The 12,956-nt window shown below is 54.4% G+C and carries 9 protein-coding genes; 8 read left to right on the top strand and 1 reads right to left on the bottom strand.

What is annotated here, in order from left to right; translation table 11 throughout:
• The first annotated feature begins 36 nt into the window (after window positions 1-36).
• The 5 genes from topA to FD19_RS01770 all read left to right on the top strand — a co-directional run bounded on the left by topA (window position 37) and on the right by FD19_RS01770 (window position 6,250).
• The gene (gene topA, locus FD19_RS01750; protein WP_056968976.1) at window positions 37-2,118 is read left to right on the top strand and encodes a type I DNA topoisomerase; all 2,082 of its coding nucleotides are present in this window, start codon (window positions 37-39) and stop codon (window positions 2,116-2,118) included.
• 302 nt (window positions 2,119-2,420) lie between these two features.
• Window positions 2,421-3,317, top strand: coding sequence for a tyrosine recombinase XerC (gene xerC / locus FD19_RS01755; RefSeq protein ID WP_054749398.1), 897 nt, complete (start codon window positions 2,421-2,423; stop codon window positions 3,315-3,317).
• A gap of 100 nt (window positions 3,318-3,417) precedes the next feature.
• Window positions 3,418-3,939 carry an ATP-dependent protease subunit HslV gene (gene hslV / locus FD19_RS01760; RefSeq protein WP_056968977.1) on the top strand — a complete coding sequence of 174 codons (522 nt, stop codon included), beginning with the start codon at window positions 3,418-3,420 and terminating at the stop codon, window positions 3,937-3,939.
• A 10-nt stretch (window positions 3,940-3,949) separates the two neighbouring features.
• A complete protein-coding gene (hslU, locus tag FD19_RS01765; RefSeq protein ID WP_056968978.1) occupies window positions 3,950-5,353 on the top strand; it encodes an ATP-dependent protease ATPase subunit HslU in 1,404 nt (467 codons plus the stop codon).
• 24 nt (window positions 5,354-5,377) lie between these two features.
• Window positions 5,378-6,250: an aldose 1-epimerase family protein gene (locus FD19_RS01770; protein ID WP_054749400.1), complete on the top strand. Its 873-nt coding sequence runs from the start codon at window positions 5,378-5,380 to the stop codon at window positions 6,248-6,250.
• A 92-nt stretch (window positions 6,251-6,342) separates the two neighbouring features.
• Here FD19_RS01770 and plsY read toward each other — a convergent pair whose 3' ends face one another.
• Window positions 6,343-6,966, bottom strand: coding sequence for a glycerol-3-phosphate 1-O-acyltransferase PlsY (gene plsY, locus FD19_RS01775; RefSeq protein ID WP_054749401.1), 624 nt, complete (start codon window positions 6,964-6,966; stop codon window positions 6,343-6,345).
• A 212-nt stretch (window positions 6,967-7,178) separates the two neighbouring features.
• Between plsY and parE the strand changes: the two genes are divergently transcribed.
• The 3 genes from parE to FD19_RS01790 all read left to right on the top strand — a co-directional run bounded on the left by parE (window position 7,179) and on the right by FD19_RS01790 (window position 12,929).
• Complete coding sequence (parE, locus tag FD19_RS01780) at window positions 7,179-9,200, top strand: DNA topoisomerase IV subunit B (protein WP_056968979.1); 2,022 nt, start codon at window positions 7,179-7,181, stop codon at window positions 9,198-9,200.
• A 6-nt stretch (window positions 9,201-9,206) separates the two neighbouring features.
• Window positions 9,207-11,666 carry a DNA topoisomerase IV subunit A gene (gene parC, locus FD19_RS01785; protein WP_056968980.1) on the top strand — a complete coding sequence of 820 codons (2,460 nt, stop codon included), beginning with the start codon at window positions 9,207-9,209 and terminating at the stop codon, window positions 11,664-11,666.
• A 300-nt stretch (window positions 11,667-11,966) separates the two neighbouring features.
• Window positions 11,967-12,929, top strand: coding sequence for a LysR family transcriptional regulator (locus FD19_RS01790; RefSeq protein WP_054749402.1), 963 nt, complete (start codon window positions 11,967-11,969; stop codon window positions 12,927-12,929).
• Window positions 12,930-12,956 lie beyond the last annotated feature (27 nt).

The raw sequence follows: 12,956 nt of genomic DNA on the forward strand, positions 1-12,956 counted from the left end.
ATGACGACGCACCGTACTATTGAAAGGAGGACGTTTATGTCCGCCAAGAATCTCGTCATCGTGGAATCACCCGCGAAGGCCAAGACAATTGAAAAGTACCTAGGTCGAAATTACAAGGTGATTGCGAGCCTGGGCCATGTGCGTGATTTACCTAAGAGTCAGATGGGGGTCGACATTGAGCATGATTATGCCCCTAAATACATTTCCATCCGTGGTAAGGGCGACGTCATCAAAAGTTTGAAGCGCGAGGCCAAGAAGGTCGACCACGTGTACCTGGCAGCCGACCCGGACCGTGAAGGGGAAGCTATTGCCTGGCACGTGAGCTACCTGTTGGGCTTGGACCCCCACGATAAGAACCGCGTGGTGTTCAACGAAATTACCAAGGACGCAGTGAAAAACTCGTTCAAGGAACCACGCAGCATTGACGAAAAACTCGTTGAGGCCCAACAGTCCCGGCGAATTTTGGATCGCCTGGTGGGTTACTCCATCAGCCCGTTACTGTGGAAAAAGGTCAAGAAGGGCCTGTCGGCTGGACGGGTGCAATCCGTTGCGTTGAAGCTCATTATTGACCGTGAACAAGAAATCAATGACTTTAAGCCAGAAGAATACTGGACGATCGATGCCGAGTTCAAAAAGGGGCGGGGCAAAGCCTTCCCGGCCACCTTTTACGGTTTGGACGGCAAGAAAACCAAGCTACCAGACAACGATGCGGTTCAGCACGTGCTTAGCCGCGTGGATAAGAGCAAGCCGTTTGACGTCACCAGCGTAGTGAAAAAAGAACGCAAACGGTTCCCCGCACCACCATTTACTACTAGTTCCCTACAGCAGGAAGCTAACCGGAAGCTAAACTTTCGGACGCGGAAGACCATGATGTTGGCCCAACAGCTGTATGAAGGGATCAACCTTGGTGGCCGGGCCGGGACGGTCGGGCTGATCACCTACATGCGTACTGATAGTACGCGTGTTTCTAGTGTGGCCAAAGCGGAAACCAGTAAGTTTATCCACGAAGAATATGGTGAGGCTTACGCCGCCACCAAGATCCGTCAGGGTAAGCTTCAGGAAGGAGCGCAGGACGCCCACGAAGCCATTCGGCCTAGTTCGACGTACCGTACGCCCAAGAGTTTGGCCAAGGTGCTCACCAAGGACCAAATGCGGTTGTACCAGTTGATCTGGTCTCGTTTTGTGGCCAGTGAAATGACGCCCGCCGTGGTAGACACAGTGTCGGTCAAACTGCACCAAGGTGGTGCCGAGTTCCGTGCCAACGGTAGTCACACGAAGTTCCAGGGTTTCACAACTTTGTATGTGTCCTCTCGGGATTCCGACCAGAAGGACCGTGAGTTGCCCGAACTAGCGGAAGGTGACCAGGTGAAGTTAACCAAGACCGATCCGGCCCAGCACTTCACACAACCACCAGCCCGGTATTCCGAAGCCAACTTAGTTAAGGCGCTGGAAGAAAATGGCGTTGGCCGGCCGTCGACGTACGCGCCGACGATTGAAACCATTCAGAAGCGGTACTACGTGAAGTTGACCGCGCGGCGCTTTGAACCCACTGAGCTGGGTGAAATCGTCAACTCACTCATCGTGGAATTCTTCCCGGACATCGTGGACATTAAGTTTACGGCCAACGTTGAAGGTGAGCTGGATGCCATCGAAACGGGTGACGCTAACTGGGTCAAGGTCATCGACCAGTTCTACAAGCCATTTGCCAAAGAAGTCGCCCACGCCGAAGAGGGAATTGAAAAGATTCAGCTCAAGGATGAACCGGCCGGCTTTAATTGTGACATCTGTGGCGCCCCGATGGTCATCAAGATGGGCCGTTACGGAAAGTTTTACGCTTGTTCCCGGTTCCCTGATTGTCGCAACACGAAGGCCATCGTCAAGGAAATTGGCGTGGTGTGCCCAAAGTGTGGCCAGGGACAGGTTGTTGAACGTAAGAGCAAGCGAAACCGGACATTCTATGGCTGTTCACGCTATCCCGACTGTGACTTTGTGTCCTGGGATAAGCCGGTTGGGCGTAACTGCCCCAAGGATGGTCATTTCTTGGTTGAAAAACGCAGCCGCGGCGGTGTGCAGGTCGTTTGCCCCACCGGTGACTACGAAGAAGCAGTGCAAAAGTAAAGACTACGTAACCCTGGCTAACCCACGTTAGCCGGGGTTTTGTGTTTGCGCACGGTGACGTTGATAACGCTTATGCGTCAGTGAGTGGTTAGTGTGCCGCACTGCCGCGACTTGCAGGACTATTTTGGTGGGCAATTAATCAATTTTTTACCACAATGCCCCGTTGGAATTTATCCGGTACTAGTTGCATTGACGGCGTAAATATTTAGCGGGTTGCTTGACTTAGGGATGGCGGCATTGGCACATTTACGTAAGCGCATTCGTACGTTCTGTGATACGATAATTGAGACAGAGGTGAGCAAATGGAACCATTGGATGAGTTTATTAATTATCTCAACGTTGAGCGCCACTACTCGCCCGCCACGCAGCGCGCGTATCGTAACGATATTACCGCGTTTCGGCAGTTTTGTGAGGACAGTGGCGGCTTTGATGGGTACGACCAGGTCGATAACGTGACCGTGGCCGCCTTCATGACCGATATGAACGATCACCATTATAGTCGAGCCACTACGGCGCGGAAGCTGAGTAGTTTGCGCAGCTTTTACCGCTACCTGATGCGCGTCGGCCAGGCTGATCACGATCCCTTTGCCATGGTCGAGACTAAAAAGGAGCATCGGCGGCTGCCGCAGTTCTTCTACGAGCCCGAAATTGCGCAGCTGTTCAAAGCCGTTGAGGGCGACGACCCCGCCGATATCCGCGACCGGGCGTTGCTCGAAGTGCTGTACGACACCGGTATGCGGGTCAGCGAGGTGGCTAACCTCACCGTGGAACAGGTAGACCTGCAAATGCACGCCATCCTGGTCCACGGGAAAGGCAACAAGGACCGTTACGTGCTGTTTGGTGACCAGGCGGCTACCGCCATCAAGTGTTACGTCGACACCGTACGGGCTGACCTGATGGCCGTCAGCGGCTTGTGGACGAACCGGATGTTCCTCAATCAGCATGGTCGGCCGATCACCCCTCGCGGTATCGAGTACGTGTTGGACCGCGTGGTGGAGCGTACGAGCCTGACGACTAAGATCCATCCCCACATGCTGCGTCACAGCTTTGCCACGCACATGTTGAACCACGGCGCGGATCTGCGGACCGTGCAGGAACTTCTGGGACATAGTAGTTTGTCGACGACGCAGATCTACACCCACGTGACGACCGCGCACCTGGTGAAGGATTACCAAAAGTACTTTCCGGAACATCAATAAGGCAGATTCAGACTTTAGTATGATGATATGACAGCGTGTCACCGTTATGATGAACACACCATCGATAATGGGTGAGCACGAACAACAAGGAGATTAAGTAATGACAACAATTGTAGCAGTACGTCGGAACGGCCACACCGCGATTGCTGGTGACGGCCAGGTCACTGGTGGCGAAAAGGTCATCATGAAGGGCACCGCCGAAAAGATTCGGCCCATTTACGGTGGCAAGGTCGTGGTCGGTTTTGCCGGGGGCGTGGCGGATGCCGTGACGCTTCAGGATTGGTTTGAAAAGAAACTCGAGTTGTTCCAGGGTAACCTACAGCGTTCGGCGGTTGCCTTGGCGCAGGATTGGCGCAAGGATTCGACCATGCAAAAATTGCAGGCAATGCTGATTGCCATGGACGGGAAGGACTTGTTGCTGGTTTCCGGCAATGGCGAGGTGATTGCGCCTGATGAGGACGTCCTTGCTATCGGTAGTGGCGGCAACTTTGCCCAAGCCGCGGCGGTCGCGCTGATTCGGCACACGGAGATGGACGCCAGCGCGATTGCCAAAGAAGCCGTGGGTATTGCTAGCGGCATCGATATCTTTACTAACGAACACATTAAAGTGAGTGAATTATAGGAGGGTGACCATGAGCGATTTAACACCAAAACAGATTGTCGCCCAGCTGGACCAGTACGTAATTGGTCAAGACGAGGCTAAGCGAGCCGTGGCCGTGGCGCTGTACAACCGGCGGCGACGTATGCAACTGAGCCCGAAGATGCAACAAGATATTACCCCCAAGAACCTGTTAATGATCGGGCCAACCGGGGTGGGGAAAACGGAAATTGCCCGGCGGTTAGCAAAAATCGTGGACGCACCGTTCGTTAAGGTTGAGGCCACTAAGTTTACTGAGGTCGGTTACGTCGGCCGGGACGTGGAGTCCATGGTCCGCGACCTGGTGGATGTGGCCGTCCAGATGGAAGAGAAGGCGCAGTACGCCAAGGTCCGCACCCGCGCCGAAAAAGCCGCGAATAAACGCTTAGTCAAGCTTTTGGTGCCTGGTATCAAGAAGGAAAAGCGGCAGAATAACATGGCCGACTTGATGGCGATGTTCAACAATCTGCAAAACGGCGGGGCACCGCAGGAAGATGAAGATGAAGGCGAAGTCACGGATCAGATCCGTGACGAGCGGTTATCGGTCGCTGAGCAGCTGGATAAGGGACTACTGGAAGACCGCGAGTTGACTGTGGCTGTAACTGATGAGAAGAAGGCCAACGGTGGTATGAACGATATGTACGGCCAGATGGGCATTGACTTGGGTCAGGCCCTGGGCAACATGTTGCCCAAACAGAAGGTTGAACGCACAATGACCGTGCGGGAAGCCCGTGAAGCCTTTATTCGGGAAGAATCCGCCAAGTTAGTTAACCACGCTGACATCTACGCCGCCGCAATTCGGCGGGCCGAAAATTCTGGAATCATCTTCATTGATGAAATTGACAAGATTGCCAAAGGAACCAAGAATGGCAGTGGCGAAGTTTCTCGTGAAGGGGTGCAGCGTGACATTCTCCCCATCGTTGAAGGGTCACAGGTCAACACCAAGTACGGTATGATCAACACCGACCACATCCTGTTTATCGGTTCTGGGGCGTTTGCGGACGCTAAACCGAGCGATTTGATCGCCGAACTGCAGGGGCGCTTCCCAATCCGGGTCGAATTGTCCGACCTGACTGAGGCTGACTTTGTCCGGATCCTGACCGAGCCGGACAACGCGCTCACCAAGCAGTACATGGCGTTGATCGGGGCCGATGGGGTCAAAATCACGTTCACCCAGGAAGCCGTGCAGGCCATTGCGCACATTGCCGCGACGGTCAACACCACCCAGGAGAACATCGGGGCTCGGCGGCTGGCCACCATCCTGGAAAAGCTACTGGAGGACATCCTGTACGAGGGGCCTGACATGCAAATGGGTGCCATCACCATCACCGAACAGTACGTCCTGGATAAGGTCGGTAACATTGCGGCTGATGATGATATGAGCAAGTACATTTTTTAACGATAGTTGAGGAGGACTTTTTTCATGGTAACGATTGCAAACGAGAACTTACAGGCGGAGATCAATCTGCATGGTGCGGAGTTATCCAGCCTGCAGAGCACGGACGGTACGGAGTACATGTGGGATGCCGACCCCAAAGTGTGGGCCCGGCACGCGCCCGTATTGTTCCCCATTGTGGGGGCACTGAAGGACGACCAGTACCAGTATCAGGGCCAGACGTACCACATGACGCGTCACGGCTTTGCTCGCGACATGGACTTTGAGGTGCTGCATCAGGAAGATAACGCCGTCGACCTGGTACTGACCGATAATGATGCTTCCCGCGCAAAGTTCCCGTTTGCATTCCGGCTGGTAATCAGCTACCGGTTGACCGGTAAGAGTCTGACGGTTGGTTACAGTGTTAACAACCCGAGCGCCAGCGATGACCTGTACTTTAGTATCGGGGCACACCCGGCGTTCCACCTGCCGTTAGACGCCCAGTCCCAGTATGAGGACTACACGCTGAGTTTCGATCCCGCCGAGCAGCGGACCCACATTCCGTTGGCTGGTAAGTACGCGGATTACGCCCAGCGCGACCAGCGCGACGTGAACCAGTTGTCCTTGACGCACGAGTTGTTCAAAGACGACGCGTTGATCTACGAACTGAATGGCGACGAAACGACCATGACGTTGAAGTCGCAGCGTGGCGGTCACGGCGTGTCCCTGACTGTCAGCGACGCACCATACGTCGGCGTGTGGTCTGCCTACCCTGTTACCGGCAACTTCTGCTGCATCGAACCGTGGTGGGGGATTGCCGACGCGCCGGACGCTTCCGGCGACTTGACGGAGAAGCGGGGCATTAACCGCCTCGCCCCAGGTGGTACCTTTGTTCAGGGCTACACGATCAAGACTTTTTAGCTCCTTGAAGACAATCAAAAAGCCGCGGGCAACCGCGGTTTTTTGGTGTGTCCACGCAGCGCTATCGCTGTCGTGGAAAGCATGGAATTCAATTAGGATTGGTGGCGTTGACGGTACCAGTAGTACAAACCGAACGGGACCAAGTTTTCCTGACCGCGCCGGATCCGGGCAAAGTTGGCGCGGTGACGGATGAAGAACACCACCGCGAGGATTCCCGCAATGGCCGTCAGCAACGGATCGTGGTAGCCAAACCAGCTAATGATCGTCACGATGGTGATGGCGCTCGTGCTGGCAATGCTAACCATGGAGGTTAGCAGGATGAACGAAACGAACAGGGCCGAGGCAATCAGGAAGAAGCCTGGGTTATATGCGAGCAGGATTCCGGCGCTAGTTGCTACCGCCTTGCCACCTTTGAAACCGATAAAGATACTGGCAGTATGACCGATCACGGCGGCGACCCCGCAGACCAACACCAGCCAGTGGTGTTGGTAGCCAAACAGTACGGGAAGACTAGCGCCAAGCGTGCCCTTGAGGATATCCATCACCAGCACGATGGTGCCGGCGACGGGGCCTAAGACCCGGTACACGTTGGTGGTCCCAATATTATGACTGCCCGCGGTGCGGACGTCCTTGTGGTATAGTGCTTGACCGACCCATACCCCGGACGGAATTGAGCCCAATAGGTATGAGAGAATAAAAGCTAGTACAAGTAGCATGCTGCCACTCCTTTCAAGCTAACATTTTAGCATGTTTGGGGTGGGTGCGCACCGCACCGGGTGTAACGGATGCGATTATTTTGACAGTTACGCGGCACCCGGGTAAAATTGTTAGGTCAATACGAACATACTTTCGCCACCGAAATGATTGGAGTGGGTCGTCCGAGTGGTGTAAAGTAACATTATTGTGTAAAAGGAAAGGTTGTCGATTTATGGCGAAACCAGTAGATGCGTATAATGATTCGTCCATTCAGGTGCTGCAAGGCCTCGAAGCCGTACGGAAGCGGCCCGGAATGTACATCGGTTCCACCGACGCACGTGGGTTGCACCACTTGGTGTACGAAATTGTAGATAACGCGGTCGACGAAGCGTTGGCCGGTTACGGTGATGTCATCGCCGTGACGATTCATCCGGATAACAGCATCACCGTCAAGGACCATGGACGGGGAATGCCGACGGGGATGTACGCCAGTGGGCGCCCAACCATTGAGGTCATTCTGACCGTGCTGCATGCTGGGGGTAAATTCTCCCAGGATAGTTATAAAACCAGTGGTGGGCTGCACGGTGTGGGTTCATCCGTCGTGAACGCCCTTAGTGAGTCACTGACGGTGCGCGTGGTTCGCGATAAGCACGCCTTCACGGAGACGTTCGTGAACGGCGGGCACCCGGACGGTAACGGGCTACAAAAGTTGGGTAAGGTCAACGAACCGAACGGGACGACCATTACCTTCAAGCCAGATCCAACCATTTTTCAAACGACGACCTACAGCTTTGATACCCTGGCGGAACGCCTACGTGAGTCGGCGTTCCTACTGAAAGATATTAAAATCACACTGACCGATGAGCGGCCAGATGAACCCCGGGTCGAGGAGTACCACTACCCGGAGGGGCTGAAGAGCTTTGTGGAGTACCTGAACGAAGGCAAAGACACGATGTCTCAGGTCATGCACTTTGAAGGGGAAAAGGAAGGCATCATTGTCGACTTTGCCGGCCAGTACAATGACGGCTACTCCGAAAACATCCTATCGTTCGTCAACAACGTTCGGACGCCTGATGGGGGGACCCACGAGGCGGGGATGCGTGCCGGCATGACGCGCGCCTTCAACGACTTTGCCCGCAAGGTGGGGCTGCTCAAGAAGCGGGACAAAAACCTGGAGGGTAGCGATGTGCGTGAAGGCTTAGCCGGCGTGCTCGCCATCCGGGTGCCAGAGGAGCTGTTGCAGTTTGAAGGCCAAACCAAGGCCAAGCTGGGTAGCCCCGAAGCGCGACCGGTCGTCGAAAGCGTTGTGACCGAGCAACTGACTTACTGGCTCATGGAGGGCGGGGATGCCGCCCAGGAGTTGGTCAAAAAGGCCATGCGGGCGCGTGAAGCGCGAAACGCCGCGCGCAAGGCTCGGGACGCCTCCCGTAATGGTCGGAAACGTAAAAAGGACCAGGGGCTATTATCTGGTAAGTTGACCCCTGCCCAAAGTAAAAATGCGGCCAAGAACGAACTGTTCCTGGTCGAAGGTGATTCGGCCGGCGGGTCCGCCAAGCAAGGGCGTGACCGCCGTTTTCAGGCCATCCTCCCGTTGCGGGGAAAGGTACTGAACACGCAGAAGGCCCGGTTGGATGATATCGTCAAGAACGCTGAAATCAACACTATCATCTACACGGTTGGTGCTGGGGTCGGCAGCGACTTTGACGTGAAGAGTTCGAACTACGATAAGATCATCATCATGACCGATGCCGATGACGACGGGGCCCACATTCAGATCTTGTTGCTGACGTTCTTCTACCGCTACATGCGGCCACTAATTGAAGCCGGCAAGGTCTACATCGCGTTGCCGCCGTTGTACCGGTTGTCCAAAGGGGTACGGGACAAGACGCGCATCCAGTACGCGTGGACTGATGAGGAACTTGAAACTGAAGCCAAGAAGATGGGTAAGGGCTACACCCTGACCCGGTTCAAGGGGCTGGGTGAAATGAATGCCGACCAACTGTGGGAAACCACCATGAACCCGGAAACACGGACGTTGATTCGGGTACGGATTGATGACGCGGCGCTCGCGGAACGGCGCGTCACGACCTTAATGGGTGACCGCGTTGAGCCCCGGCGTGAATGGATCGAACACAACGTCAAGTTCACGCTGGACGATGAGGGTTCGATTCTGGAATCTGATACGGACCACGCCGACATGCAGTTTGGTAAGCAAGCCATTACCAAGCAGTTGAATAAACGGAAAGGAAAGTAGTGAGTTATGGCCAATAACGTTCAAGAATTAACGCTTGAAGACATTATGGGTGACCGCTTTGGCCGGTATTCCAAGTCCATCATTCAGGAACGGGCGCTCCCGGACGTACGTGACGGGTTGAAGCCCGTCCAGCGGCGTATCCTCTTTGCAATGAACAAGGATGGTAACACCTACGATCACGGTTTCCGTAAGTCGGCCAAGTCGGTGGGTAACGTCATGGGTAACTTTCACCCCCATGGTGACAGTTCCATTTATGAAGCCATGGTGCGCTTGTCCCAGGACTGGAAACTGCGGGCACCACTCGTGGAAATGCACGGTAATAACGGGTCCATGGATGGGGACCCGCCGGCTGCCATGCGTTACACCGAGGCCCGGTTGTCTAAAATTTCGGGCGAGTTGCTGAAGGATATCGATAAAGATACCGTCGACATGGTGCTCAACTTTGATGACACCGAGCAAGAGCCGACCGTGCTGCCTGCAGCATTTCCGAACCTGTTGGTTAACGGGGCGACCGGGATCTCAGCCGGCTACGCCACGGAAATTCCACCGCACAACCTGCGCGAAGTCATCGGCGCCTTGCTGATTTTAATGCACAACCCCGATGCCACGCTGGATGACCTGATGACCCAGGTCAAGGGTCCCGACTTTCCTACGGGCGGGATCGTGCAGGGTTTGGCGGGGATTCGCCAAGCTTATGAGACTGGTCGCGGGAAGATCGTCGTGCGTTCCAAGACCCATATTGAAGAAATGCGCGGTCACCGCCAGCAGATCGTTGTGACGGAGTTACCGTACGAAGTTAATAAGGCCGAATTGGTCAAGCGTATCGACGAACTACGAATCAACAAGAAGGTCGACGGCATTGCCGAGGTGCGGGACGAAAGTGACCGCTTCGGGTTGTCCGTGGTCGTTGAGCTGAAAAAAGACGCCAACGCGGAGGGTATTCTGACGTACCTGTTTAAGAACACTGACTTGCAGGTATCGTACAACTTCAACATGGTGGCCATTGCCCACTTACAGCCGCAGCAGTTAGGTTTGAAGGCCATGCTCACGGCGTACCTTGAACACCGGCGCGATGTGGTGGTACGACGGGCTAAGTTCGATTTGGCCAAGGCCCAGACGCGGGCGCACATCGTTGAAGGTCTTATTAAGGCCCTGTCCATCTTGGACCAGGTGATCAAGACCATTCGCGGTAGCAAGGACAAAGCTGACGCCAAAAACAACTTGGTGCGGGAATATGACTTCACCGTTGCGCAGGCGGAAGCCATCGTTTCCTTACAGTTGTACCGTTTGACCAACACTGACGTGACCGCGTTACAGGCGGAAGCGGCCGCGTTAGCAAAAACTATCGCTCGGCAGCAGGACATCATCAGTAAACCTGCTGTGCGGGACAAGGTGATTACCGATGAGCTGCAAGCCATCGGTAAGACGTACGGTTCGGACCGGTTGACCGAGATTGAAGCCGAGGTGGAAAACCTCCAGGTAGATACGACGGTTTTGGTGGCCGATGAACAAGTAATGGTCCAAGTCTCCCGTGATGGGTACGTCAAGCGTAGTAGCTTGCGTAGCTATCAGGCGGTGAGTCCGGATAGTAACGGGCTCAAGGACGAGGACGCGCCGGTCTATACGGCTCAGTTGTCGACTTTGACCCACCTGTACATTTTTACCACCAAGGGCAACATGATTTACCGGCAGGTGCACGAACTCGCTGATACTAAGTGGAAGGACTCAGGTGAACACCTCAGCCAGACCGTGGGTTTGGCGCCAGACGAACAGGTGCTGTCGGTCTTTGCCTTTGACCAACTGGATGGTGACGGTGCGTTCACCATCGGCACCAGCGACGGTTACATCAAGCAGACGTTGCTGTCCGAATTGCAGCCGACGCGGACGTACAAGAGTAAGGCCATTGTAGCGATCAAACTCAAAGATGCTGATGCCACCGTCACTAACGTGTATTTCAACGCAGCGGGTGCGGACGCTCTGACCGTTTTTGTCGCCACGTATGGTGGTTACGGCTTAACCTTTGCGCTCGATGAAGTGCCAGTGAGCGGTGCCCGGGCGGCGGGGGTCAAGTTGATTAACCTCAAGCCGGCGGACCACGTGGCCAACTTTGCCGTGTTTACACAGCCTGACAACGCCGTGGTGGGTATTTTGACTCAGCGCGGGGCGTTTAAGCGGATGCGGGTCAGCGAGGTGCCAGTTACTAGCCGGGCCAAACGAGGCTTGCAGATTTTGCGGGAACTGAAGAAGTCACCACACCGCATTGTAGCGATGATGCTGCTGAGTAGTGGCATGACGTTGGCTGTGACGACTGATCAGGGACAGCAAATTACCCTGAACCCGATGGACCACCCGTTGAGTGACCGCTATAGTAACGGGTCGTTTGTAATCGATACGGACACGCAGGGGACGCCCGTGGCCGTAGTGCCTCAGGTGACCCCGACTACGGATGATGATAACCAGCAGTAGGCGGCGCGTGCCGTTAAGTAAGTAGGTTGGTACCAGAATTAAGGAACTGTCGTCAACGGTGAACCGTTGGCGACTTTTTTGTTAGCCACAGCGTGTTAGCGTTACCACCAGTGGCTAAATATAACTGCACAGTCAAAAAAGTTATAAGAAAATAATCGTAAGCTATTGTTTTTAAAGGCCGAATAACTTATTCTAACTATTAGAATGTAAATGGAAGGGCCGTGCCGGGATGCCCCGTGGTAGTTGTGGCGAGGTAGTCTGGAACCGGGGTGGCTAAACAAAATTAGAGGAGACTAGCTTATGGCTACAAATCATGATGCCTTGTTTTCAGCTAAGACTTTGGCGTACTTCATGCAACTAGCAGAATCGATGAACTATACGCAGGCTGCCCAGTTGCTGGGCATTACGCAGCCAGCGTTGACCCAGCAAATCAAAAAGCTGGAGCAGTCCGTTGGCGCCCCACTGTTTTTCTCTGTGGGGAAGAAGTTACACTTGTCTGATGCCGGGGCAACGATGTTGACGGCAGCTCAGGAAATTTACCAGGTCATGAACAACGCCACGGATGAAATCCAGCGGACGACGAGTGCTAATTCCGGTGAAATTTCAATTGGTTTTCTGTCGTCCATTGAGGATGCGGTGTTTGCGGACTTCATCGCTAAATATTACGAAGAGCATCCAGATATTACCGTGACTTTCCGGATCATGACTCGACGCGAAATTTGGGAAAGCCTTGAAAACAACCGGATCGATTTGGCGGTCATGTATCTGCCTGACGACTCCATCAAGAACTGGAAGCCGTACGAATCACGTAAGATTTTTGATGAAGAATTGTTGTACCTGCACCACGGCGCCAAGTTGGAGGGCAAGAAGCGAATCAGCTTTGAGCAAACGGCTAGCTACCCATGGGTGTCCTACCCGGATGATTACTTTCTGTCCCACTTACTGGCAGAGACGTACAAGAACCAGCTGGTGACGATGCCGGAACCCGTGGCCCGCTTCACCACACCGTACCAGTTGGCAAAGTTCTCGAACGCGACGCGCGTCAACACCGCTTTGCCGCCCAGCTTTTACGGTGCCCACAAGGACGCCATCGACGCGGAGGCTTCCCAGTTTAAGCCGGGCATTCACTTTGAATTAAGTTACGTCTACCGGCGGGGGAAGGACCAGATTCCGCGGATTGCGGGCTTCCTGGATGAGTTCAAAGAATATCTGGACGAGGAGGATTACTACGCTCGTATCAGTGGGACCCGTGGTAGACTATAAAAGGTTGCATAAGCCGTTAATTAAACA

It is taken from the genome of Lacticaseibacillus thailandensis DSM 22698 = JCM 13996, from assembly GCF_001436135.1.
GTDB classification, from domain to species: domain Bacteria; phylum Bacillota; class Bacilli; order Lactobacillales; family Lactobacillaceae; genus Lacticaseibacillus; species Lacticaseibacillus thailandensis.

What these genes read in the sequence shown, in the direction of transcription:
- topA (WP_056968976.1), top strand. Translation starts at nt 37, where the DNA reads ATGTCCGCCAAGAATCTCGTCATCGTGGAATCACCCGCGAAGGCCAAG.
- xerC (WP_054749398.1), top strand. Translation starts at nt 2,421, where the DNA reads ATGGAACCATTGGATGAGTTTATTAATTATCTCAACGTTGAGCGCCAC.
- hslV (WP_056968977.1), top strand. Translation starts at nt 3,418, where the DNA reads ATGACAACAATTGTAGCAGTACGTCGGAACGGCCACACCGCGATTGCT.
- hslU (WP_056968978.1), top strand. Translation starts at nt 3,950, where the DNA reads ATGAGCGATTTAACACCAAAACAGATTGTCGCCCAGCTGGACCAGTAC.
- FD19_RS01770 (WP_054749400.1), top strand. Translation starts at nt 5,378, where the DNA reads ATGGTAACGATTGCAAACGAGAACTTACAGGCGGAGATCAATCTGCAT.
- plsY (WP_054749401.1), bottom strand. Translation starts at nt 6,966, where the DNA reads ATGCTACTTGTACTAGCTTTTATTCTCTCATACCTATTGGGCTCAATT.
- parE (WP_056968979.1), top strand. Translation starts at nt 7,179, where the DNA reads ATGGCGAAACCAGTAGATGCGTATAATGATTCGTCCATTCAGGTGCTG.
- parC (WP_056968980.1), top strand. Translation starts at nt 9,207, where the DNA reads ATGGCCAATAACGTTCAAGAATTAACGCTTGAAGACATTATGGGTGAC.
- FD19_RS01790 (WP_054749402.1), top strand. Translation starts at nt 11,967, where the DNA reads ATGGCTACAAATCATGATGCCTTGTTTTCAGCTAAGACTTTGGCGTAC.